The following is a 21454-nucleotide window of genomic DNA, read 5'->3' as shown; positions in this document are numbered from 1 at the left end:
CACTACTTCAGTAAACGAGGACAAAAAAGCGTCGGGCATTTTCAGGGGGGAGGGAGGTCAGGTCAAGGCAGCACAATGCCCTTATCCCGACGCAACGCCGTCAGCGCCCGCTGCAGCCGTACGGCTCGTCCGCAAAACAGACCTACGGTAAACCCCGATATGCCGCCCACTGCCATCAACATCGACGGCGTGCTCAGCAGCAGCGGATGCACGGCTTGCTGGTAACCGAAGTAGTACTTCACCGCAAAGAACAGTTGCGAGATCAGCAGGGTTTTCCAGGTGCCCGGCAATACCAGGGTCTCGCCATTGGCATCCAGCCGCGCCCCCTCAACGTTGAACAGCACCATCCCCACCAGGCTGCCTAGCACCGCGCCGGCAACCCAGGCGCCGCTCGACAAGATTGAAGGCGCCAGCGACATCAACGACCACACCACCAGCACCACCGGCAGGATTACCAGCGAGCGGCGATTTTCGCGTCCACCCAGGCAGGCCTTGATGCCGTAGTAGCAAATCCACAGGTAAATGGCGTAGACCCAAATGGGCGTGCCTTGGAGGATGTCGAGCATGGTGTGCGTCCGTGCAGAGGGGAGGTGGTGGATAGTCGTTGAGTATTGACGCCTTTGTCCAGCGATCTGCCCCTGACCCACATCAACACTCCCCGCCTACAAAACCGTTACAACACAGAGGCCTGATGAACCCATAAAAACGACCACTGACCTGCGCCGAGGGGACCGCCCCACGCCAGGTTGTTAAAGGACTAATGCGATGGCGCTTTCCCTTTCTCGCCTGGCCTTGCTGGGGGCGACGCTTTGCCTGTCTCTTCCCCTACACGCCAACGTTCCCGACGCTTCGCTGATCGAGCAGGGCAAATACGTCGCGCAACTGGGCGACTGCATCGCCTGCCACACCGCCAAGCAAGGTAAGGAGATGGCCGGCGGCCTGGAGCTGAGCACGCCGATGGGCACGATCTATTCGAGCAATATTACGCCGGACCGAGAGACAGGGATTGGCGCCTACACCTTCGAAGCGTTCGACCGCGTCATGCGCGAAGGCGTGACGCCGACGGGCATGAACCTGTACCCGGCGATGCCGTACCCGTCCTACGCCAAGATGAGCGAAACCGACATGCGTGCCCTGTTCACTTATTTGATGCAAGGCGTCGAGCCGGTGCAGCAGGCCAATCTTGAGGCGGACATGGGCTTCCCGTTCAACCAGCGCTGGGGTCTGGCGTTGTGGAATTTTGTCTTCCTCGACAAACAACCCTTCAAGCCGGATCCGGCACGCGATGAACAACTCAACCGTGGCGCCTACCTGGTCCAGGGCCTGGGCCACTGCGGCTCCTGTCACACGCCACGGGGCATTGCGTTCCAGGAAAAAGCCATGAGCGACGAGGGCTCCAGTGGCCAGTACTACCTGGCCGGCGAAACCGTCGAGCATTGGCGCGCCCTGAGCCTGCGCAATCTGTGGACGGTGGAAGACACCGTGCAACTGCTCAAGACCGGGCAAAACCGCTTTGCCACGGTCGCCGGCAACATGGCCGATGTGATTCACCACAGCACCCAGCACTTCAGCGACTACGACCTGACGGCTATCGCCAGTTACTTGAAATCCCTACCCCTCGGTAAAGACGACTTGCCCATGCCGTCCGTGGCCCAGGCCCCAGCCGTGCCACCTGCAGATGTGTTCACCAGTCGCGGCGGATTGGGTTACATGCAGTTCTGCAGCGACTGTCATCGCAGCGATGGTGCGGGCGTGAAAGGTCTGTTCCCACCTTTGGCCGGCAATCCGAGCATTGCGTCCAGCAACCCGACGTCACTGCTGCACATCACCCTCACCGGCTGGGAGACCGCACAAACGGCAACGCACCCACGGATCTACACCATGCCGGGTTTCGCCCGCTTGAACGATCAGGAAATCGCCGAGATCCTCAGTTTCGTACGTACCCGTTGGGGTAACGAAGGCACGCCGATCAGCGCCGGCCAGGTGAAGAAATTGCGTGACCAACTCAACCCGGCCACCACCGATTCATCGGCCTTCGAAACCCCGCGCCTGGCCGAGTTGCTTGCGGCGCCCAACGCCGACCAGGTGATTCGCGGCATGCGCCTGCATCTGCAAACCAAAGAGCTGCTGCCCAGCAATGTCGGCAATTCACTCAATTGCACCAGTTGCCATCTCAACGCTGGCACGGTAGCGGATGGGTCTCCGTTTGTAGGCGTCTCGGCGTTTTTCCCCAGCTATGCGCCGCGCGCAGGCAAGGTGGTGACCCTGGAAGAACGAATTAACGGCTGCTTCCGCCGCTCGATGAATGGCAAACCACTGCCGCCACAATCGGCAGACATGCAAGCGATGGTCGCCTATTTCGATTGGATGAAAAACAACACCCGCCCCGAAGACAAAGTAGCCGGGCGCGGCGTGGGCAAGGTCGACCCGGCGATCAAGCCGGACCTGGCCAATGGCAAACAGGTCTACGCCAAGCAATGCGCGGTGTGCCATGGCGACAACGGCCAGGGCCTGGCACGTGCCGATGGAGAGCTGATCTACCCGCCGCTGTGGGGCGACCAATCGTTCAACATCGGTGCCGGCATGGCTCGCACCTACACGGCAGCGGCGTTCGTCAAACGCAACATGCCGATTGGCTTCCACGAGAAATTCCCGCTGGGGCAGGGCGGTTTATCGGACCAGGAAGCCGTGGATGTGGCGGCATATTTCTCTGGTCAACCGCGCCCGGACTTCCCGGACAAGATCAAGGACTGGCCGAACGGCGGTAAACCTGTCGATGCGCGTTACTAGTCCAACTGTTTGAGGCAGGCCTCGAGAATATCCAGGCCTTCCTCCAGCACCGCAGGCTCGATGGTCAGCGGTGCCAGCAGGCGGATGATATGCCGCGACTTGCCGCTGGGCATCAGCAACAAACCGGCGTCCCGCGCCAGGCCGAGCAACTGGGTCAGCTGTTTCGACGCGGGTGTGCCGTCGGCGTTGGCCAGTTCGATGCCGCGCATGGCGCCCACGCCGGTCAGACGGCCGAGGTAGGGTGTCAGGCCTTGCGCACACCAGGTCTGATAGCGGCTGACGATGGCTTCTTCCTGCTGTAAGCCCCAGGTTTTCAGGTGTTCATCGGTCATGGCATCGAGGGTCGCCAACGCTGCCGCGCACGCAATGGGGTTGCCGGAATAGGTGCCGCCCAGGCCACCTTTGGGCAGATTGTCCATCAACGCCTTGCGCCCTACGACGGCGCCCAACGGCACACCGCCGGCGATGCTTTTACCCAGCAGGATCAAGTCCGGCTCGATCCCCAGGCGCGAGAACGCAAAACGCTCGCCGGTACGGCCAAAGCCCGATTGGATTTCATCGACAATCAGCAAAATGTTGTTCTCGTCGCAAAAGCGCCGCAGCGCCTGGGCGAATTCGATGTCCAGCGCCAGGAACCCCCCTTCGCCCTGTACCGGCTCGATGATGAAACAGGCCACGTCGTTGACATCGATTTCCACGCTGAACAAGCGGTCCATGGCCTTCAGCGCCTCGGCGCAGGTCACGCCGTTATCGGCACTGGAGTAGGGCAGGTGATACACCGGGCCTGGTAGTACCCCGACCTTTTGTTTGTAGGGCGCGACTTTGCCATTGAGGTTGAGCGTGGCCAGGGTACGGCCGTGGAAGGCGCCGTCAAACGCTATCACTGCGGTGCGGCCGGTAGCGCCGCGTACGATCTTCAGCGCGTTTTCCGCCGCCTCCGCGCCGCTGTTGGTGAGCATGCCGCTGACCGGGTAGTCCACCGGCATAAATGCGGTAAGACGATCCATCAGCTCGATGTAGGGCGCGTGAGGGGCGGCATTGAACGCGTAGTGCGTCAGTTGGGTCGCCTGGTCGCGAATTGCCTCGACCACGCCGGGATGGCAGTGACCGAGGTTGAGCACACCAATGCCGCCGACAAAATCGATGTAGCGTTTACCCGAGGTGTCCCAGACCTCAGCGTTTTTACCGTGGCTGAGGCTGATGGGGTGAACAATGGAAATCGATTGGCTGATGGTATCGCGGCTCATGAATCGGGACTCGGCAGTGACGGGCTTGTTTTTATCTAAGCCGGGCACCCGCACTTGCCGCAAACGAAATAAAGTCGCCGGGTCATGACTGAAAGTCGGGATGTGTGCCGATGTACTCCACCATCCAGTTGAGGAAGGCTTTCACCTTGGGAATCTCACCGGCATGTTCGGCATGGGCGATGAAGTGCGCGCCACTGCTGGGCATCGCGTAGTTCCACGGAATCATCAGGCTACCCTGCGCCAGTTCATCCGCCACCAGATACTGCGGCACCAGCGCTACGCCATAGCCCGATTGTGCCGCGCGGATGCACATGTAGAACGTGTCGAAACGCGGGCCGTGGTAGCTGTTTTGCGAGTGCAGGCCCTGTTCCAGGAACCATTCGTGCCAGGCTTCCGGACGCGAGGTGCATTGCAGCAAGGTGTGGCGCGACGACGCATCGCTGCCTTCGGCGACGAATCCTGGCGCACACACCGGCACTACCGCCTCACGGAACAGCTCGATGCAGGTTGCGCCTGGCCATGAGCCTTGGCCGAAGAAAAACGCGATATCGGCCTTGGCCTGCAATACGTCGAAAGGCTCCAGCTCGTTGCGCACGTCCAGATGGATATTCGGATGTTTCGCCGCGAAATCCTTGAGCTTGGGCACCAGCCAGCGGTCACCGAAGGTGGGCTGGGTGGCGATGCGCAGCACTTCAGTCTCGCCGCCGTAGGTGAGGATGTAGCGGCTGGAGATGTCCACCTGAGTGAGGATCTTGTGCACCTCGGCAAGGTACAGCGAGCCCGCCGGCGACAGGTACAGGCGCTGACGCACCCGTTCGAACAGATTGTGGCAAAGCATCTCTTCCAGCTGCGCCACCTGCTTGCTCACCGCACTCTGGGTCAGGTGCAGCTCTTCGGCGGCGCGAGTGAAACTCAAATGGCGGGCGGCGGCTTCGAAGCATTGCAAGGCGGTCATCGATGGGGTCAAGCGTTTTGAAATCATGCAGTTCATTCCAAATCGGAAGGAGCCTTTGCCTAAAGGTCGTTTGTGGCAGTAGCGCAAAGCCGTTGATACTGCCCCGCAGCACTATAAACCGGCGCGGGCTGTGGGGCGCCGAATAATAAGGAATGACAGGGAGCGCCTTGCATGAACCCATTCAAAACCACCTTGGCCGCCATCGGCGCCACCGCCGTTTTCGGTTTGGCGAGCACCGCCCAGGCGGGCACGACCTTGGACGCCATCCAGAAAAAAGGTTTTATCCAGTGCGGCGTCAGTGACGGACTGCCGGGTTTTGGCGTACCGGACAGCAAGGGCAAGATGACCGGTATCGATGTGGACGTGTGCCACGCGGTGGCGGCGGCTGTTTTTGGCGATGCATCAAAAGTGAAGTTCACCCAGTTGACCGCCAAGGAGCGCTTCACTGCGCTGCAATCCGGTGAAATCGACCTGATCTCACGCAACACCACCTGGACCAGTTCCCGTGATTCGGGCATGGGCCTGGTGTTCACCGGCGTCACCTACTACGACGGCATTGGCTTTCTGGTGAACAACAAACTGGGCGTCACCGCTGCCAAGCAACTGGACGGCGCCACGGTGTGCATCCAGGCTGGCACCACCACCGAGTTGAATGTCTCGGACTACTTCCGCACCCATGGCATGAAGTACACGCCGATTACCTTCGACACCGCCGACGAAAGCGCCAAGGGCCTGGAAGCCGGGCGTTGCGACGTGCTGACCACCGATCAGTCGGGCCTGTACGCCCAGCGCATCAAGATGGCTCACCCGGACGAGTTCGTGGTGTTGCCGGAAGTGATCTCCAAGGAACCACTGGGTCCATTGGTGCGCAAGGGTGATGACGAGTGGTTCAGCATCGTCAAATGGACCCTGTTCGCGATGCTCAACGCCGAGGAAATGGGCATCACCTCGCAGAACGTCGAGGATCAGGCCAAAACCACCAAGAATCCGGATGTCGCGCGGTTGCTGGGGACGGACGGCGAATACGGTAAGGATTTGAAGCTGCGCAAGGATTGGGTAGTGCAGATCGTCAAGCAAGTGGGTAACTACGGCGAAGTGTTTGAACGCAATATTGGCCAGGGCAGCGTGTTGAAGATCAAGCGCGGGCTCAACGCGCTGTGGAACAACGGTGGCATCCAGTACGCACCGCCGGTTCGCTGAGACGCTGGGGTGTTATTCGGACACCCCATCCTTCCCCGCCGCTTTGGCGCGATACAACGCCTGATCGGCGCGCGCTATCAAGGTGGCGGGGGGCTCATCCGTTTGACGCTCGGCCACGCCCAGGCTCAGGGTGACCTTGAAGTCATCCCGGTGCGGGCTGTTCTTCAACTTCAGACGCACACTCGCCGCCATTGTTTTTGCGATTTCCACCGAGGTTTTGGGCAGGATCAGCACAAACTCATCGCCACCCCATCGAGCCAGCAGGTCACCTGGGCGAATACAGCTTTGCAGGCATTCAACCACCTGCACCAGCGTTTGATCGCCCACACCGTGACCGTATCGATCATTGATCGACTTGAAATCATCGATGTCCATGGCGATCAGCGCCAGCGGCAGGCGAAAGCGCTGGGCGCGGTCGCACTCTTCCAGCAACACTTTTTCCAGGCGGTAGCGATTGGCGACCAGAGTCAGGGCATCCCTTTCGGCCAGGGCGCGGTTTTCATCCAACTGCAGTTGCAACTGTTGATTGACCCGTGACAGCTCGCGGGTGCGTTCGGCCACCAGCGCTTCAAGGGATTGATTGCGCCGTTCCAACTGTTCGACGGAGCATTTCCTTAGATGAATATCGCGGTGGGCGCCCACCATGCGCGCCACCGAGCCATCCTCATTGCGCGCAATCACGTAGCCGCGGTCTTCGATCCACAGGTAGCTGTCATCTTTTTTGCGGCAACGGTACTCGGCCTGGTAGTGAGGGGCGCGACGGTGGATGTAGTCGTCGAACCGTTTCATCACCTGGGGGTAGTCATCCGGGTGGATCACGTTCTCCCAGGTGAATACGCTGTTCTCCAGTGCGTGGCGATGATAGCCAAGCATTTCGTACCAGCCGGGGTTGCGGTAGACGAACCCGGTATTGGCGTTCCAATCCCAGATTCCATCGCTGACCAGCTCCAGGACGGTGTGCAGCATGTCGGCGTTGAATTGAGAGAAATCCTGCTTTAACGGATTGTTGTCGGAGGTCTCGTTCATCTGCGCGTTTCCTTGCGTAGGCAAGCATCTGAAGCCCGCCATTGTTGTCGCCGATACTCCGTGGCTGAGGCTACTGTACAACGAGGTCTGGAGGCTTTGAATAGGGCAGATGTACGGCTTACGATTGATGGCTATAGGCTATTAATTTGGGGCCGCCATCCTCGTCGGCACCTTCCCATCCGCGTTGTGCTGGTAAATCGTTTCTGGCTGGCCCTGATCATTGAAAAATACCTGGCCGATACCCGCCGAATTCCATAACCGTTCGCCCGCTTCGGCATGCTCGGGAATATGTGGCACCACCTGCATGGTGCGGCGGCGCGTGAACCAGTTGAGGGGCGAGCGGGGCGAGTAGAGCCAGCGGTTGAGGCGGTCGAACCACTCCAGTAATCGTGGTGGGAATTCGTTCTTGATACCGCTGCTGGTGATCTGCCAGATCCTGGGGCCGGCGTTGCGATGGCGGATCAGCACTTCGTAGACGAACGAGTAGTGCACGTCACCGGAGAGGATCACGTAGTTACCCGGCGTGCGCGAGTGGCGGAAGATATTGAGGATCACTTGGGCGGCGCCACGATGGGCCATCCAGTTTTCCGCATCGACGAGCAAGGGGTGGCCGCACCAGCTGAAGACTTTCTGCACCGTCTCGATCAGCTTGACGCCAAAGATCGGCGCGGGTGAGACGATGATGGCCGAGGGGTGGTCCAGCAGTTCCTGTTGCAGCTCGCTCAAGGCTTCCCAGTCCAGCAGGCCGGAAGGTTGCTTGAGCGTGAATTCGCTGCGCCAGCGGCGGGTGCGGGTGTCGAGCACCACCAGGGCCGGCGTGGTAGGCAATACGTAATGCCAGCGTTGAAATTCCAGCAGTGTTTCGAGCAGTTCATCCTGCGCGGTGGCGTCAAGATGGTTGGCTTGTGGTTGAGCAGTGAGCGCTTGGGTCTGGTTGATCAGTTCCCCAAATGCATCCGGTTGGTTGCCCCAACCTTGGCATAGCAGGTAGGCCAACAGGGCGTTGCCGATGATGCGCTTTGAAAAGGGATGGCCGTAGGCGGTTTCTTCCCACTGGGCACTGAGGTTCCAGTCATCGGTGATGTCGTGATCATCAAAGATCATCAAGGTGGATAGGTGCGCAAAGACCCGCGCGACGCCTGGCAGGCCGTCGCGGAATCGCTCTATCTGGGTCTGTTCACGGGCGTAACGCTGCTGTCGTTCTGCATTCAGATGCGGAGGTTGAGGCGCAATCAGCGTCCAGGGCGTCGGCGACCACACCAGCAAGTACATTGCGATGACTTCGGCGAAGGTCACCAGGTGGTTGTCGGCGGTGCTGCTGGTAAAGATTGGTTTTTTCACACCGCCAAAGAAGCGTTCGCGCAGGGTTTCGTTGCTGTCCAACGCCGGCAGCAAGTCGGCGCGATGGTAATAACTGGCGCTATGTCCATAGAGGCTGGCGCTGTCATCTACCACAGCGCCCTCCAGGTATTCATCGAACAAACCCAGGCGTGCAATCAATGCATGGATTGCCCGCAGCATCGGCCCAGCGACATCGTCGGCGTAGACTTGGTCGCCGCTCATCATCAACAGCGCCGGGCGGTCGGCAGGCGTTTGGGCATCGGCCAACAGGCGATCGACACACAAAAGACCCTCGTCGGCGGTGTGATGGGGTTTGCGGCATGAGCCGTGCACCAATTGATGAATGCGGCTGTGCAGCACAAAGCTCGGTAACTGGGCGTTGGCGTACAGCAGGTGCGGTGCCCAATCGGCGATGCCGGTGTTGTCGAACAGCAGGTCGTAGCTGATCTCCACGTCCAGGGGCAGTGCGTTGTCCAGTGTCACATCGATCAGGTGGATAAAGGCATGGCGCCCCACGGGTACGACCTGACAGTGGTCAAGGGGGACCTCCAGGATTCGTGAGGGCAGATGGAGCCTTAGGGTCAATACCAGCGCTTGACTCCCCACCAGCCACACCACCAGGCGCCGTGGTTCGAGGCGTCGCAGCAGCGGTCCAGCCAGTACGACGGGCAGTGTGTGGGTGAGCGGCATGCAGGCAAGATTTCCAGACTGGATTGAACCCGCGAGATTAATCCAGTGAATGTCATGATTTTGTTAAGGGAAAGTACGAAGGGCCGTGCACTGCCCTTCGTCTAATGCGGTTTACAGCAGATTGCCTCCACCGAGGCTATCTAGCCCACCTCCGGTTTTACGGCGCCGATCATTGGCGGCCGAGCCTTCAGGATCAGAGGCGCTCTGTTGTGTATGTGTTGCTTCAATGCTGCGCTTCCTGCGCTGGGGCTCTGCATCATCCTGCTGCAGGGGAGGGTATTGAAAGCTGCCCAGTGAGTGATTGATTGCGCTAAGCATGAATGTTTCCTTCTTGTGAGTAGACGGTTACTTCGCCTGTTGGAGCGAAGTGAGGCCAAACTTATAGAGGACGAAACGGGTCAGCTATAAACGCGCTGCTGCAAGATATGACCAGGAGGTGGCTGGCGCTTTCAGAAGTCATCCGAGGCGCTGTTCGCGCAACTGTCTAGACCGGGAGAGGTAGCGCCTTGCTTGCCCTCCCGCACAAACGCCGCGCGATTGTCCGCCACCACATTACGCAACGCACTGTAATAATCCGGCAGTTTCTGCAGGCTGTCGGTGAGCGGCAACAATGACGCCCGTGTATCGACCGTACCGCCGACCAGGCTGAGGGTGCCCAAAGTCTGCACCGTGTCGCTGTCCCCCAGTGGCGAAACCAGGAAACTCAAGACCTTGCCCGCAGCGTCCCGGCTGTTGCTGGTGCCCAGCAATGGCAACTCGACAATGGGGCCGTTACCCATGCCCCACACGCCGAATGTCTGGCCGAAGTCAGCTGTGTGGCGCGGGATGCCCAGGCTATCTGACACATCAAACAGCCCCACCACGCCTACCGTCGTGTTCACTGCGAAACGCCCCAGGGTATTGACCGAGCGTCGCGGGTTGCCTTGCAGCAGATCGTTGATAAACACCTTTGGCTCGCTGAAGTTGCTCGCGAAGTTATGCACACCCTGCTGGAAAAAATCCGGTAGGTAACGGTAGCCGCGGGCTACGGGAGCCAGTGCGTAGTCGTCCACCGCACGGTTGAATGCAAACACCCCGCGGTTGACCGGTTCCGCCGGGTCATACACCGGGTAGTTCACCTGTGCGCACTGCGTGGCGGGCGTTACGGGCGCCGGGCTCGCACAGCCCGTCAGGTAGGACACAGTCAGCAACAGCACGGCCTGGCGGGCCAGATGTTGGGGGTAGGTTAGCGAGCGCATGGGGGACGGTCTCCGCAAAAAGGAAGCCGATGCTGGCACTGCCGTCTTGCGCAAAGATGTCTGGTTTATTGCGCCGGTGACGCTTTATTGCACGGTTGAAATATATGACGAGCCGCGCCGAATGGTTTTAGATGGCACCTTGTCCCAGCCCAGTGAAGACCGTCGGTGAGCAACCTGTTGATCGTGGACGATGACCTTGAAGTCCTCGCCCTGCTGAAGAAATTTTTCCTGCAACACGGCTATGCGGTCGAGACCGTGGCCAGTGGCATCGAGCTGTGGGCGGCCATGGAGCGCCAGCCCGCCGACCTGATCATCCTCGACCTGATGCTCCCCGGCGACAACGGCCTGCTGCTGTGCCAGCGCCTGCGCCAGCAATACGCCACGCCAGTGATCATGCTCACCGCTATGGGTGAACTCAGCGACCGTGTGGTGGGCCTGGAAATGGGCGCCGATGATTACCTGAGCAAGCCTTTCGACGCGCGTGAATTGCTGGCCCGAGTGCGCGCGGTGTTGCGCCGGGCGGGGGAGAGCCGGCCGCCCTTGGGCGATGCCGCGCGCCCGCTGATCCGTTTTGCCGGCTGGCAACTGGACCTCACGCGCCGCGAATTGCGCTCGCCCGATCAGGTGATGATCCCATTGTCATCCGGCGAGTTCGACCTGCTGCTGGTGTTTGTCGAACACCCCCAACGGGTGCTCAGTCGCGAGCAATTGCTGAACCTGGCGCGTGGCCACAGTCATGATGCATTCGACCGCAGCATTGACGTGCAAGTGAGCCGCCTGCGCCGCAAGCTGGAATTCGATACCAAGCGCCCGGCGATGATTCGCACGGTGCGCAACGGTGGCTACCAATTCACCGCCAGTGTGACCCGCTCATGAGGCGCCCACGCGATACTGTGGCGCGCTGGATCGCCCTGACCATTCTGATTGCGATGTTGACTGCATTGGCGTTCAACGCTTTGTTTGTGCAAATGGCAGGTGTGTGGGCGCGACCACCGCTGACTGAAATCGGATTGTTGGAAAGGATCGCCGTCGTTGTGCGCGTGGTCGAGGCCTCCGACCCGTCGCAACGTCCACGTCTGGCCCAAGCGGTAGGTGACGAAACGTTCAGGGTGACCTGGGCCGCGCAGCGCCAGGCATTGGGGTTACCCGTTCTGGCCGACCCTGATTTCCACTCGGGCGAGCAGGTGTTCAAGCACCTGCTCCAAGGGCCACCTCGTCCGATGGAGGCGTATGAGCCGTCTGACTGGCCCGGCGGCAACGGCCGCTATGCGCTGCTGGTGCAATTGGCTGACCGCTCCTGGCTGATGTTCAGCGCGCCGTCGCGCAGTTGGGGTTTGGACGATGGTGCACGCAGCCTGATCGTGGTGTTGCTGGTGCTGATATCGACCGCGCTGGTCACCCTGGTCGCGACCCGCCGCCTGGCCCGCCCTCTGCAGCACTTCACTCAGGGCGCGCGGCGCTTTGGTGCCGACTTTCGGGCACCGCCCATCGAGCCGGTCGGCCCGCACGAAATCCGCCAGGCGATCCTCGCTTTCAACAGCATGCAGGCGCAGTTGCGGCATTTCATCCAGGACCGCACCCAAATGCTCGCGGCCATTTCCCACGACTTGCGCGCGCCGTTGACCCGCCTGCGCCTGCGTGGTGAGTTCATCGAGGATGTTGATCAACAGCAAAAGCTGTTTCGCGATGTGGATGAAATGCAGGCCATGATCAACACCGCGCTGGAATTCTTCCGCGACGATGCCCGCCTGGAACAAGCCACCCAACTGGACCTTGCGGAATTGCTGCAAACCCTGATCGACGACTACCGCGACCAGGCCATTGACCTGACCTTTCGCGGCCCGCCGCGCCTGGTGTACTTCGGCCGACCGTTGGGCCTCAAGCGCGTGATGACCAACCTGATGGACAACGCGATTCACTACGGCACCGCGCCGGAGATCGAATTGCAGCAAAAAAATGGAGAGGTGGTGGTTCGCGTACTGGATCGCGGGCCAGGCATTCCCGTTGAGCATCGTGAGCAGGTGTTCCTGCCGTTCTATCGCCTTGAAGGGTCACGCAACAAAAGCACGGGCGGTGTCGGCTTGGGACTCTCCACCGCTCGGGCGATTGTGTTGGAACATGGCGGCACCTTGACCCTGGCCGAGCGCCAGGGTGGGGGGTTGGAGGCGGTGGTGGTGTTACCTGTTTAACCCAAGGTCCGTCAGGTATGCGAGTCGTCAATCACCTTCGGCACTGTGAACCGGAACTCACTGCCGCGACCCACCTCACTCTCGGCAACGATCTTGCCGCCATGGGCCTGGACGATGCCTTGCGTGATGTACAGTCCCAGCCCGCTGCCGGTCGGGTTGTTTTCTGTTTGCGTCCAGTAGCGATCGAACACGTGAGGCAGTTGCTCCGGTGCAATACCTTCGCCGGAGTCGCGCACCGAGAACACGATTTCTTCGCCATTGCTCATGGCGCTGATACCGATATTGCCCTGGCGCGGGGTGAACTTGATGGCATTGCCGATCAGGTTCGACAGCACCTGAAACAGACGCTCCGGGTCGGCATTGATTTGCAGGCCCGGTTCAGCGTTGAACGACAGATCGATGCCTTTCTCCATCGCCAGGGGCGCCAGCAACGAGTAGGCCTCGTCGAAAATCTGGCTCACATCCAGGATCACTGGCCGCACCACGTAACGTCCGGCCTCGATTTTCGAGGTATCGAGCAAGTCTTCCAGCAGCACATTCATGCGCCCGGCGGCCTGCTGCATGGTGTCGATGGCCGAGGAAATCCGTCGCGATGTGTGTGGGCCGGCAGAGCTGAAGGCCTTTTGCATCATGCCGCACAGCATGGAGATCACCGTCATTGGGTTGCGCAGGTCATGGGACACCACCGCCACCAGCTCGTCGCGGGCGCGCACGGCTTGTTGTTCGCGCAACACCTGGCGCGCCAGGTCGTTTTCCAGGGCCGAACGGCGCAGGTCATTGGCGGCGAAGTGGTCGCCATGGCTCCACTTGGTGGAGATGCCGGCCATCTCCACCTTCCAGATTTCAAACGAGGTGCGTGGGCGAAGGCGTAAGCCGGCGTCGGAGTTTTCCAGGTCCAGCGGTTTTTTCGGATCGCCGCTCCAGTTGATGTTCTCCTTCACCTCCGGGCGGAACCACAGCACGCCGTTATCCACAGGCTTGGGCAGGCTCATGGCTAGCACCCCACTGGCTACCTGCTGAAACTCGGCGGCCGGCGGGTACACCGACGACAGGTTATGGCTGGAGAACACCGGCTCGCCACCCTCTTGCAGCCACTTGTGCAAAGCACGGATCTGCGCCGGCTCCGGGCAGTTTCCGTAGCGGTGCAGTTGCTTGTCTTCGATGATCGCCACGCCGCCGGACAGGGTCAGGTCCATCAGCAACTGACCTTGCTGGGCCAGGCCGTCGAACACGTTTGCTTCCGAGCGCTTCATCGCCTGGTCCAGTAAGGCCAGGGCCTCGACTTTCTCTTCACGCTGACGGCTCAGGTCGAGGGCTTCCATGGCGCTGATCTGCAACGACAACACCTGGCCGATGGTTTGGCAGGCCGTACGCAGGTCATTAGGCACCAGCAACGGCTCACGGTTGCCGCAACTAATCAGGCCCCACAGCCTGTCGCCCTTCATCAGCGAGATACTCATGGACGACAACACGCCCATGTTCTGCATGTACTGGCAATGAATCGGCGACACGCTGCGCAGTGTGGCGAAGCTCAAGTCCAACGGCTGGCCGGTGTCCGGGCGCAGCTTGGGCAGCAGTGGCACGGGCTCGTAGGCCGCGTTCGGGATGATGCGTAGCCAATTGGTGCGATACAGCTCGCGGGCTTGCTCCGGGATGTCGGACGCAGGGAAGAACAGCCCGTTGAACAGCTCCATGGACGGCGCCGACGCTTCGGCGATCACTTGGCCATGGCCTTCGTCTTCGAAGCGATAGATGAGTACCCGGTCGTACCCGGTCATGGCCTGGATTTCATTCACGCTGATTTCGTACAGCGCTTGCAGGGTTTTCGCCGACTGCAAGCGCTGCAGCATTTTGCCCAGGTCACTGGTGCGACCATTCAGCGCCCGCGGGCGGAAATCCTTGAGCAGCGGTTCGAACTCCAGCACCAGCACATTTTGATGGCGATGCAGCAGACCTTCGAATTCCGCGCCGTTGAATGTGACATGCAAAGGGGGGGCATCGAAGAACGTATGGTTTTCGGCCATGACGGCAACCGCCTTGGCGTGCTCCGCGCCTACCAACGTGTGCAGTGGCTGGCCCAGCAGCGCCTCGGGGGCATGGCCGAACAAAATGCCGATGTTGGCGCTGACCTGGATGATGTTCAGGTCCGGCTCCGACAACGTCAGCAGCACACCGTGGGGCTGGATCGCTCCAGGAAAACGGATGGGCTCGTCGGCACAGTTGGCAAGCAGCTCTTCAAAATCTTCGGGTTTCATAGCAGTACCTCCTGGCTGTCGAGCCAATGCTCAAAGCAGCTGAATGTTGACCGGGCAGCGTCTACTGCGCGCTGCCTGGCTGGCGCGTCCAGTGGCTGGACGCCCAGGTAGTCGAGAAAATCTTTCCAGCGCCGACCGGTTTCGGCTCCGTACACATTGAGAAACGCACCACCGTTGTCGGCGTTTACGTTCAGGCGCTGAGTGATTTCCCGACGCAATACCTGGCCGCCCAGGGTCGCGCCTTCCAGTACATACAGAGCACCGAGGCAGGCGGCGGGGGTATTGAAGGTTGGTAGTTCAGTACAACGGGGCACGGTGTTGATGGCTGGGGCATCCAGGCCCAACGCATTGAGATCGCACACCAACGTGGGTGTTTTCACACGCAGCGCTGTGTCGAATCCATCTGGGATCAAGCCACTGTCATACAGGGCGGACTCCATCGGCTGATAAAACCCGTAATACGCCTCGAGCAAGCGCACGTACCAATCGGCATCCAGTCGTTCTGAGAAAAACGGCAGGCGCTTTTCCAGCGCCACATGCAACAGGGCCGTGCCTGTGCGCAACGCTTCCAGCAATGAGGGCGCACCAACGTCATGGGCCTGTGAATGCATTCAATGAGCTCGAACTGTGGGCCTCTCGGCCATGAATGACGCGTCGAAATGGGCGACGATTCTACACACCTCAAAGCCTTCATCTGTACGCACAAGGCGAAAAGGCTGACCAGCGGATCAGAAAAGTCGCTCCTTGCCTCATTAATGACCGCAGGGCTTGTCGCGAAGTTCGGTTTCAGTGATGTCGTGATGCTATTAATGCATGGACAACCCCTGTTGGGTTAGGGCAGTTTTCACGCATTCAATCAGGTGTTCTCTGCTCCACGGCTTGGGCAGAAAGCGCACGGATCCCCCCAACTGAGCCGCCAGCCTGGTATTACCCGACGTCAGCACCACCGGCACGCTCGGCCAACGATGGGCGACTACCCGACTCAAGTCATAACCATTGAGCAACCCCGGCATCTGGATATCACTGACAATCAAGTCCACCGGGTCATCGCCCCGTTCCAGGTAAATCATCCCTTCATCCGCCGAAGGAAACGACGTCACCAGCGCGCCGAAATCCTCCAGCACATCCACCATCAATGATCGAATGATCTCGTCGTCTTCCAGCACTAAAATCGATGGCTGAGCCATGATCCTTACTCCACCATCAGGGTTCATAGAGGTGGAGTAGAACACGTCTATATAGGTTCGATTGGATATCTATGGGGCGATGGATGGTCGTTTTAGAGGCACTATCCGGTAAAGTGCGGGGCTTGCTTCTACGTGCTCAAGGATTGACATGTTTATTCGTAACCCTATGGTTCCAGAACTGATCGTTACCACCCTCAGTGCCAGTCTGGATTTCTGGGTGCACAAGTTGGGTTTCACCCTGGCTTACCAGCGCGTTGAGGAAGGCTTTGCATACCTCGACCTGAATGGCGCGCAAATCATGCTGGAGCAATACGACCCCAACGCCGGGCAATGGTTGACCGCATCTTTGGATCGACCTTTCGGACGAGGTATCAACCTGCAGATCGACGTACCCGTCGTCGCGCCGATTTTGCAACGTTTGGCCCGTGTTGACTGGCCGCTATTCAAGGATGTTGAGCAAGCCTGGTACCGCGCGGGCGATGTGGAGGCCGGGCAGCGCCAGTTCATTGTGCAAGACCCGGACGGTTACCTGGTACGCCTGGTTGAACGGCTGGGGGAAAGGCCTTTAGTACCGGCATAATTACCTCGACCTTTGTCGCCGCAACGCTTGAAATGGAGTCCCCATGAAGTACCGCGCTTTGATGACCCTCGCCCTGATCCTCACCACAAGCCCTGCCTTCGCAGCCGGCGACGCCGAGGCCGGTGGCAAGCTCTTCACCAAGACCTGCGGCGGTTGCCACAGCATCGGTGAAGGTGCGCGAGGTGGGTTCGGGCCAGAACTCAACGGCATCATCGGCCGACCCGCCGGGACCACCACGGACTACCAGTATTCCGACGCGATGAAAAACTCCGGCGTGGTCTGGACCCGGGACAAACTCGCTGCCTACATCGAGGCACCGAAGAAGGTGGTGAGTGGCACGCGGATGATCTTCTGGGGCATTAGTGATCAGGAGAAAATCGAAAACATCCTGGCGTACCTGGAAACCTTCCAGCCTAAGTGATCATTCGCGCACTCTCATACAGCCCTCGGGTCAGCCCTTACCGGCGTTGAAACTCTTAGGAGTGTTGTTCGGCCAAGGTCTTCAACTGGATTGCCAAGGTCAACCAGACGGTGGCGAGCGCGGGGTTCAAGCGGTTTCCTCAATTGGATATACAGGCGGATCCTGGCAAGAAACTCACCGTGTTCAGCTCGGCGAGAAGCCAGGGCAATGGGACTTACTACAGCTGCGGGCCAGTGATGAGCACGTTCAGCCCGCAGAAGGCCAAGGTGTATTGGGTGGAGTTCCAGTTCCGGCTTAACAGCGTGTGCGCTGCAGGTGTTTGATATTACGGATCCGGGGAATCGGTGTTGATCGGGGGGGCGGGGACTGAGGTGAAGGAGGGGTGATGGTGGGCGTTGGCCTCCGTTTGCGTGGCAAAGGCTGGGCGAATACCACACCGTTGAAGGTGTGGGTGTAGCCATCGCAAACGGGGTTCATCTGCTCGGGCGTCAGCTGTGGATTGACCTTTTGCAGCAGGCCCGCTTCGTCGACACATAAGCCGCTGTAATAACTATTTTCATCCAATACTACGTAGTCCCGCTTGTCGCTTTCATGTAGCGCAACCATCCAGAACACAGGATCCGGACGATCCAGACGGGCGTTGGCTTCGTTGAAAACGTTATCCCATTGATGACCGACTTTGGATAAGAGGAAGCGGAATAGCGGGGGTGTAATCAAGCCTGTGCTGATGATGGCTGTGCATTGAGGCACGGGTTGATAGTGCGCGCTGGTAAGCGCTGCAACTCCCGTGGCGTACGCCATGGGTTCGGGTGTTGACTGAGCGGTAGAGGAGGGGCTTCTGCAGTACAGGTCTCATTGCATCAAAACTCCTTGTTAGGTTGCTTGGGAGGTGGTGGCCAGGCGCCTTGGTAGCGGAAGGAGATTTGATAATCGAAGTGGTCGGGTTCAATCATGTGTTGGAAGTAAGGTTGAATAATCGCTAGCCACTTAGGCAATACGTTGAATACATCTGCATATATCGCAGTTTCTTCAGCTAAATCCAACGCTTCAAAAACACCGTCTGAATCTTCGATGTCCGCTGAGTACTCATGCGCTTTCAAGTCATTGCTGTGCTTTTCGTACCATCGTAATTTGATTTTCATCACCATTTTCCGAGTTCCTCGTTATCTGTAGATTCGACGTTTCGGGTCCGCCGGGCCTCGACGTTCGGCGGTGTAAGGGTCAAACGCGCCAAGGTGTTCTAGATCACTGTTCCGATAGACTTCCAGCTCGCCTTTCTTGGAATCCCATTCAAATATCTTTCTTCCTTTTGCGTCTATCCAGCGTTCACGTAAGCCTGCTCCACCTCTTCTTGGTGTCACAGGTTTTTGCGGAATCAGACCTGGGAAGCCTGTTATGTTTTCGATTTCGGGCGCAGGGAAGTAATCATGGTCTGGGTTTTTGAGCCCTTTCCTTGGATTATTGATTACCACATACAGCGGCCGAACCCCCGACTCCACCGGGAACACCAGAATAAAATCCCGATACTCCGGCGGGTAAATCGGGTTCACCAGAATCTGCGCCGCCTTCTCCGTCGGCGGATAAATCCAGATCACCGGCGCTTGCGGCGCAGCCTCCAACGCCGGAATACCTAACGTGTCACCTGGATCAACGGCAGGTGTCCAGATCAGCTCCACACCCTCACCCAGATCCGCCACAAACTGATCGCCACGGCTTTGAAACTGCACCACATCAATCATCTGCCAGTCAGGGTTATTGCCTGTGTAAAACCCATACCCCTTGAGCGTGCCGTCCTCCCTTTGTTCGACATGCAGCCGCATCTGCGAACGCGCCCGCTGCATCGAGCGCAATTGCGCTTCGCTGTAGAGCGCGCTATCGCCCAATTCCGACGGCCAAGCCAGAGCCACCAAACCTGTCAACAATCCACCAGCAGCGGACACGACGGCAGTGGCCGCCGACTCCAGAACCGCCGAACGCAATGCCAATTGCCCCAACCCAGCAGGCAAAGCGCTACCACTGATCTTGCGTAAGACAACCGTCCCCCGGCTGTCCACTTCACGCCCACCCAACAGGCTTAAATGGCTGTACTCCTTGATCAACTCCAGTGGGACATAACCGGCGGGGTTGAAGTAATGAGTGATGCCGTCAGGCAGTTGGCAGGGTTTGATAAAGACGCAGCCGGGAGGTTTGGCTATCGCGGGTGGCGGGGCAGGGGATGCCTCGAAGTAATCAACAGACGGCGAATAAGGCGCACGCGATGGCTGCGGGGTCAGGATCCGTCGCTTGCTTAACTCTTCTTCTGTGGGTGGGTAAAAGCGTTCTGACATGTCGGCTCACTTCCTTGTGGGAGAGAGTGAGCGTACGAGGGGTAGTTAAAACCTTATGTCGGCATCAATCGGTGATTGATGTGGGAAAAGTGGACTGACGCTTGAGTGAAGGCGTCTGTTTCTGCAGGTTGATCAGGTCAGCAGGTGCTTGGAAATCAACCGTGAAATTTCGACGATCGAGGTCCTCCCAGTAAATTCGAATTTCACCTTGCCCAGCGAAGAAAAGTAAATCTCCAACTCCGAGTCCAGATCAAACGTCCCGGACGTCTCCACCGAATAAGCGACGATGTTCTTGTACGGCAGCGACGTGAAGTCCTTCTTGCTGCCGGTAATCCCCTGCACATTCACCGCGATAATCCGCTTGGTGGTAAACACCACCCCATCACGCATGGCCTTGTACGCATCCACCACTTCTTCACCGTCCAGCAGCAGGTCGGCGACGCGTTCGGCGTATTCGTTGTTTTGCTTGAGTTTGAAGAAACCTTTGTTGTTGAAATCGATCATGGGCCTGCCTCTTGGGTGTATGCCGTTTTGCTCGCGGATCTGTATCTAACACGGGCATTTTGAACGCCCTACCATGGCGGCCAACCTTGCAACCTTGGCCAGATGTTTCAAAAACGGAGCCCCATCATGCCTGAACTCTCCAATTGGCTGGCCTATGCGCTGATATCACTCGGCATGGTGCTCACACCCGGCCCGAATATGATCTACCTCATTTCCCGCTCGATCTGCCAAGGGCGCACGGCCGGATTGATCTCACTGGGCGGCGTGGCGTTGGGGTTTCTGGTTTATATGCTGTGCGCGGCGCTGGGGATCACGGCGTTGGTGATGGCGGTGCCGTTTGCCTACGACGCGCTGCGCTTCGGCGGGGCGATGTACCTGGCGTATATGGCTTGGCAGGCGATCCGGCCGGGTGGGCGTTCACCCTTCCAGGTGCGGGACCTGCCCAAGGACAGCCCGCGCAAGCTGTTCACCATGGGCCTGGTCACCAACCTGCTGAACCCCAAGGTGGCGGTGATGTATTTGTCATTGCTGCCCCAATTCATCGACCCGAACGGTCATGGCAGTGTGCTGGTGCAATCGCTGGTGCTGGGTTTTACGCAGATTTTTATCAGCGTGAGCGTCAATGCGGTGATTGCCTCCATGGCGGGCTCCATCGCGGTGTTTTTCGTCACCCGACCGGGGTGGCAGGTGGTGCAGCGTTGGTTGATGGGGTCGGTGTTGATGGGGTTGGCGGTGCGGATGGCGGTGGAAGGGCGGCGGTAAGTTGTTCTTTATAGGATGGCTTTCAGATAGTCCTTGAGTGCGCTGAGCGGGGCATTGAGTTCATTCAGTGTCGACGCTTGGCGCACATCCACCGCCAGCCGTTGCAGTTCGCGACCCAGCACAGTATCGGCGCCGCCCAGGGAGTCTAGCGCCAACTTCAGGCATTCATTGAGCTTCAACTGAATCCCAGCCAAATCCCCCTGCCGCACCAACAACCCAAACACTTCGCGGTCATACCCCTCCATCACCGGATCATCCCGTAAAACCGTGCTGCCGCCTTCCGTCTCGTGCACCAGCTTCAGTGCAAAGAGCGCAGCCGCTTCCAGCGTCAATTCCATGGTCTCGGTTCCTCGGCGTCTTTGGGGATAGTAGGGGAGGGCGATGATCCCTGTTCCGTGGCGGAAAAAAAAGACCTGGGGCTACTACTATTATGTGTAGGCAGGCAACTGGAATGCTTATGGCGCGCCGCGGAACTTCATGACGCGTTTCAAGCTCACCTTCTTACCGTGCTGCCCGGAGATGTTGTACAGGCCTCGGACATTTTCAGAGTGGCAACCTGAGCTCTTCGGTAAGTAAAAAAGAATTTCCATGCAGGGGTTGACCACGAATTTTAAAGCTGTATTATTCGCCTCCCGCTGACGAGAGATCGGAAGCGCAAGTGGTTGAAGTTGTTGAAGAAATCTTCGAAAGCTTCTGAAAATAATCACTTGACAGCAAATGAGGCTGCTGTAGAATGCGCGCC

General features: G+C 59.0%; 23 protein-coding genes. 7 read left to right on the top strand and 16 right to left on the bottom strand.

Going from position 1 to position 21454, the window contains the following annotated elements:
* Window positions 1–62: 62 nt before the first annotated feature.
* Window positions 63–566 carry a DUF6622 family protein gene (locus ACP7C6_RS28350; protein ID WP_308907989.1) on the bottom strand — a complete coding sequence of 168 codons (504 nt, stop codon included), beginning with the start codon at window positions 564–566 and terminating at the stop codon, window positions 63–65.
* A gap of 199 nt (window positions 567–765) precedes the next feature.
* Here ACP7C6_RS28350 and ACP7C6_RS28345 point away from each other — a divergent pair, with 199 nt between their 5' ends.
* On the top strand, window positions 766–2790 hold the full coding sequence (locus ACP7C6_RS28345; RefSeq protein ID WP_426109537.1) for a c-type cytochrome: 2025 nt from the start codon (window positions 766–768) through the stop codon (window positions 2788–2790).
* On the opposite strand, the gene ACP7C6_RS28340 is transcribed toward ACP7C6_RS28345, so the two are convergent.
* Window positions 2787–4037, bottom strand: coding sequence for a 2-aminoadipate transaminase (locus ACP7C6_RS28340; protein WP_426109536.1), 1251 nt, complete (start codon window positions 4035–4037; stop codon window positions 2787–2789). The genes ACP7C6_RS28345 and ACP7C6_RS28340 overlap by 4 nt on opposite strands.
* An 82-nt stretch (window positions 4038–4119) precedes the next feature.
* The gene (locus tag ACP7C6_RS28335) at window positions 4120–5019 is read right to left on the bottom strand and encodes a LysR substrate-binding domain-containing protein (RefSeq protein ID WP_032864356.1); all 900 of its coding nucleotides are present in this window, start codon (window positions 5017–5019) and stop codon (window positions 4120–4122) included.
* A 144-nt stretch (window positions 5020–5163) separates the two neighbouring features.
* On the opposite strand from ACP7C6_RS28335, the gene ACP7C6_RS28330 reads away from it, so the two are divergent.
* Complete coding sequence (locus tag ACP7C6_RS28330) at window positions 5164–6192, top strand: amino acid ABC transporter substrate-binding protein (protein ID WP_122683419.1); 1029 nt, start codon at window positions 5164–5166, stop codon at window positions 6190–6192.
* 12 nt (window positions 6193–6204) lie between these two features.
* Here ACP7C6_RS28330 and ACP7C6_RS28325 read toward each other — a convergent pair whose 3' ends face one another.
* The 4 genes from ACP7C6_RS28325 to ACP7C6_RS28310 form a co-directional block, all read right to left on the bottom strand.
* On the bottom strand, window positions 6205–7218 hold the full coding sequence (locus tag ACP7C6_RS28325) for a sensor domain-containing diguanylate cyclase (protein ID WP_426109535.1): 1014 nt from the start codon (window positions 7216–7218) through the stop codon (window positions 6205–6207).
* A 141-nt stretch (window positions 7219–7359) separates the two neighbouring features.
* Window positions 7360–9249 carry an alkaline phosphatase D family protein gene (locus ACP7C6_RS28320; protein WP_426109534.1) on the bottom strand — a complete coding sequence of 630 codons (1890 nt, stop codon included), beginning with the start codon at window positions 9247–9249 and terminating at the stop codon, window positions 7360–7362.
* Window positions 9250–9360: 111 nt separating this feature from the next.
* The gene (locus ACP7C6_RS28315) at window positions 9361–9567 is read right to left on the bottom strand and encodes a hypothetical protein (RefSeq protein ID WP_426109533.1); all 207 of its coding nucleotides are present in this window, start codon (window positions 9565–9567) and stop codon (window positions 9361–9363) included.
* Between the two features lie 131 nt (window positions 9568–9698).
* Entirely contained in the window at window positions 9699–10487 is a 789-nt protein-coding gene (locus tag ACP7C6_RS28310; RefSeq protein WP_028617870.1) for an MlaA family lipoprotein, read from the bottom strand.
* A gap of 165 nt (window positions 10488–10652) precedes the next feature.
* Here ACP7C6_RS28310 and ACP7C6_RS28305 point away from each other — a divergent pair, with 165 nt between their 5' ends.
* Both ACP7C6_RS28305 and ACP7C6_RS28300 read left to right on the top strand, forming a co-directional pair.
* Window positions 10653–11363 carry a response regulator gene (locus ACP7C6_RS28305; protein ID WP_016979629.1) on the top strand — a complete coding sequence of 237 codons (711 nt, stop codon included), beginning with the start codon at window positions 10653–10655 and terminating at the stop codon, window positions 11361–11363.
* On the top strand, window positions 11360–12676 hold the full coding sequence (locus ACP7C6_RS28300; RefSeq protein WP_236321234.1) for a sensor histidine kinase: 1317 nt from the start codon (window positions 11360–11362) through the stop codon (window positions 12674–12676). The genes ACP7C6_RS28305 and ACP7C6_RS28300 overlap by 4 nt, the downstream gene beginning before the upstream one ends.
* Before the next feature lie 11 nt (window positions 12677–12687).
* Here the strand turns inward: ACP7C6_RS28300 and ACP7C6_RS28295 are convergent, their stop codons facing one another.
* The 3 genes from ACP7C6_RS28295 to ACP7C6_RS28285 form a co-directional block, all read right to left on the bottom strand.
* Window positions 12688–14931: an ATP-binding protein gene (locus tag ACP7C6_RS28295; RefSeq protein ID WP_068932159.1), complete on the bottom strand. Its 2244-nt coding sequence runs from the start codon at window positions 14929–14931 to the stop codon at window positions 12688–12690.
* On the bottom strand, window positions 14928–15542 hold the full coding sequence (locus ACP7C6_RS28290; RefSeq protein ID WP_426109532.1) for a biliverdin-producing heme oxygenase: 615 nt from the start codon (window positions 15540–15542) through the stop codon (window positions 14928–14930). The genes ACP7C6_RS28295 and ACP7C6_RS28290 overlap by 4 nt, the downstream gene beginning before the upstream one ends.
* A 195-nt stretch (window positions 15543–15737) precedes the next feature.
* Window positions 15738–16118, bottom strand: a complete 381-nt coding sequence (locus tag ACP7C6_RS28285) for a response regulator (protein ID WP_028617865.1) — start codon at window positions 16116–16118, stop codon at window positions 15738–15740.
* 148 nt (window positions 16119–16266) lie between these two features.
* On the opposite strand from ACP7C6_RS28285, the gene ACP7C6_RS28280 reads away from it, so the two are divergent.
* Complete coding sequence (locus ACP7C6_RS28280) at window positions 16267–16698, top strand: bleomycin resistance protein (protein WP_122683403.1); 432 nt, start codon at window positions 16267–16269, stop codon at window positions 16696–16698.
* 43 nt (window positions 16699–16741) lie between these two features.
* Complete coding sequence (locus ACP7C6_RS28275; protein WP_028617863.1) at window positions 16742–17119, top strand: c-type cytochrome; 378 nt, start codon at window positions 16742–16744, stop codon at window positions 17117–17119.
* Window positions 17120–17413: 294 nt separating this feature from the next.
* Here ACP7C6_RS28275 and ACP7C6_RS28270 read toward each other — a convergent pair whose 3' ends face one another.
* From ACP7C6_RS28270 to ACP7C6_RS28255, 4 genes are all read right to left on the bottom strand, one after another.
* Window positions 17414–17920 (bottom strand): hypothetical protein, encoded by a 507-nt coding sequence (locus tag ACP7C6_RS28270; protein WP_426109531.1) that lies wholly within the window; start codon window positions 17918–17920, stop codon window positions 17414–17416.
* A 59-nt stretch (window positions 17921–17979) separates the two neighbouring features.
* Window positions 17980–18267, bottom strand: a complete 288-nt coding sequence (locus tag ACP7C6_RS28265; protein WP_028617861.1) for a colicin E3-like toxin immunity protein — start codon at window positions 18265–18267, stop codon at window positions 17980–17982.
* Between the two features lie 15 nt (window positions 18268–18282).
* On the bottom strand, window positions 18283–19446 hold the full coding sequence (locus tag ACP7C6_RS28260) for an S-type pyocin domain-containing protein (RefSeq protein WP_028617860.1): 1164 nt from the start codon (window positions 19444–19446) through the stop codon (window positions 18283–18285).
* 132 nt (window positions 19447–19578) lie between these two features.
* The gene (locus ACP7C6_RS28255) at window positions 19579–19950 is read right to left on the bottom strand and encodes a PH domain-containing protein (protein WP_068932163.1); all 372 of its coding nucleotides are present in this window, start codon (window positions 19948–19950) and stop codon (window positions 19579–19581) included.
* A gap of 126 nt (window positions 19951–20076) precedes the next feature.
* Between ACP7C6_RS28255 and ACP7C6_RS28250 the strand changes: the two genes are divergently transcribed.
* A complete protein-coding gene (locus tag ACP7C6_RS28250; RefSeq protein ID WP_028617858.1) occupies window positions 20077–20712 on the top strand; it encodes a LysE family translocator in 636 nt (211 codons plus the stop codon).
* A gap of 8 nt (window positions 20713–20720) precedes the next feature.
* Here ACP7C6_RS28250 and ACP7C6_RS28245 read toward each other — a convergent pair whose 3' ends face one another.
* A complete protein-coding gene (locus ACP7C6_RS28245) occupies window positions 20721–21050 on the bottom strand; it encodes a hypothetical protein (protein WP_236321708.1) in 330 nt (109 codons plus the stop codon).
* 117 nt (window positions 21051–21167) lie between these two features.
* Window positions 21168–21454, bottom strand: a 287-nt coding sequence (locus ACP7C6_RS28240; RefSeq protein WP_426109530.1) for a hypothetical protein, incomplete at its 5' end; no start/stop codon positions are given.

Source organism: Pseudomonas sp. TWR1-1-4 (assembly GCF_049897165.1).
Taxonomy (GTDB): Bacteria; Pseudomonadota; Gammaproteobacteria; order Pseudomonadales; family Pseudomonadaceae; genus Aquipseudomonas; species Aquipseudomonas canadensis.
This window is presented reverse-complemented; position numbering and strand designations above follow the sequence as displayed.

Excerpts from the sequence above, each read along its gene's own strand:
- ACP7C6_RS28340 (WP_426109536.1), bottom strand. The coding sequence starts at position 4,037 with ATGAGCCGCGATACCATCAGCCAATCGATTTCCATTGTTCACCCCATC.
- ACP7C6_RS28260 (WP_028617860.1), bottom strand. The coding sequence starts at position 19,446 with ATGTCAGAACGCTTTTACCCACCCACAGAAGAAGAGTTAAGCAAGCGA.
- ACP7C6_RS28350 (WP_308907989.1), bottom strand. The coding sequence starts at position 566 with ATGCTCGACATCCTCCAAGGCACGCCCATTTGGGTCTACGCCATTTAC.
- ACP7C6_RS28270 (WP_426109531.1), bottom strand. The coding sequence starts at position 17,920 with ATGGCGTACGCCACGGGAGTTGCAGCGCTTACCAGCGCGCACTATCAA.
- ACP7C6_RS28300 (WP_236321234.1), top strand. The coding sequence starts at position 11,360 with ATGAGGCGCCCACGCGATACTGTGGCGCGCTGGATCGCCCTGACCATT.
- ACP7C6_RS28245 (WP_236321708.1), bottom strand. The coding sequence starts at position 21,050 with ATGGAATTGACGCTGGAAGCGGCTGCGCTCTTTGCACTGAAGCTGGTG.
- ACP7C6_RS28335 (WP_032864356.1), bottom strand. The coding sequence starts at position 5,019 with ATGATTTCAAAACGCTTGACCCCATCGATGACCGCCTTGCAATGCTTC.
- ACP7C6_RS28320 (WP_426109534.1), bottom strand. The coding sequence starts at position 9,249 with ATGCCGCTCACCCACACACTGCCCGTCGTACTGGCTGGACCGCTGCTG.
- ACP7C6_RS28325 (WP_426109535.1), bottom strand. The coding sequence starts at position 7,218 with ATGAACGAGACCTCCGACAACAATCCGTTAAAGCAGGATTTCTCTCAA.
- ACP7C6_RS28280 (WP_122683403.1), top strand. The coding sequence starts at position 16,267 with ATGTTTATTCGTAACCCTATGGTTCCAGAACTGATCGTTACCACCCTC.
- ACP7C6_RS28285 (WP_028617865.1), bottom strand. The coding sequence starts at position 16,118 with ATGGCTCAGCCATCGATTTTAGTGCTGGAAGACGACGAGATCATTCGA.
- ACP7C6_RS28290 (WP_426109532.1), bottom strand. The coding sequence starts at position 15,542 with ATGCATTCACAGGCCCATGACGTTGGTGCGCCCTCATTGCTGGAAGCG.
- ACP7C6_RS28345 (WP_426109537.1), top strand. The coding sequence starts at position 766 with ATGGCGCTTTCCCTTTCTCGCCTGGCCTTGCTGGGGGCGACGCTTTGC.
- ACP7C6_RS28255 (WP_068932163.1), bottom strand. The coding sequence starts at position 19,950 with ATGATCGATTTCAACAACAAAGGTTTCTTCAAACTCAAGCAAAACAAC.
- ACP7C6_RS28250 (WP_028617858.1), top strand. The coding sequence starts at position 20,077 with ATGCCTGAACTCTCCAATTGGCTGGCCTATGCGCTGATATCACTCGGC.
- ACP7C6_RS28275 (WP_028617863.1), top strand. The coding sequence starts at position 16,742 with ATGAAGTACCGCGCTTTGATGACCCTCGCCCTGATCCTCACCACAAGC.
- ACP7C6_RS28310 (WP_028617870.1), bottom strand. The coding sequence starts at position 10,487 with ATGCGCTCGCTAACCTACCCCCAACATCTGGCCCGCCAGGCCGTGCTG.
- ACP7C6_RS28330 (WP_122683419.1), top strand. The coding sequence starts at position 5,164 with ATGAACCCATTCAAAACCACCTTGGCCGCCATCGGCGCCACCGCCGTT.
- ACP7C6_RS28295 (WP_068932159.1), bottom strand. The coding sequence starts at position 14,931 with ATGAAACCCGAAGATTTTGAAGAGCTGCTTGCCAACTGTGCCGACGAG.
- ACP7C6_RS28315 (WP_426109533.1), bottom strand. The coding sequence starts at position 9,567 with ATGCTTAGCGCAATCAATCACTCACTGGGCAGCTTTCAATACCCTCCC.
- ACP7C6_RS28265 (WP_028617861.1), bottom strand. The coding sequence starts at position 18,267 with ATGGTGATGAAAATCAAATTACGATGGTACGAAAAGCACAGCAATGAC.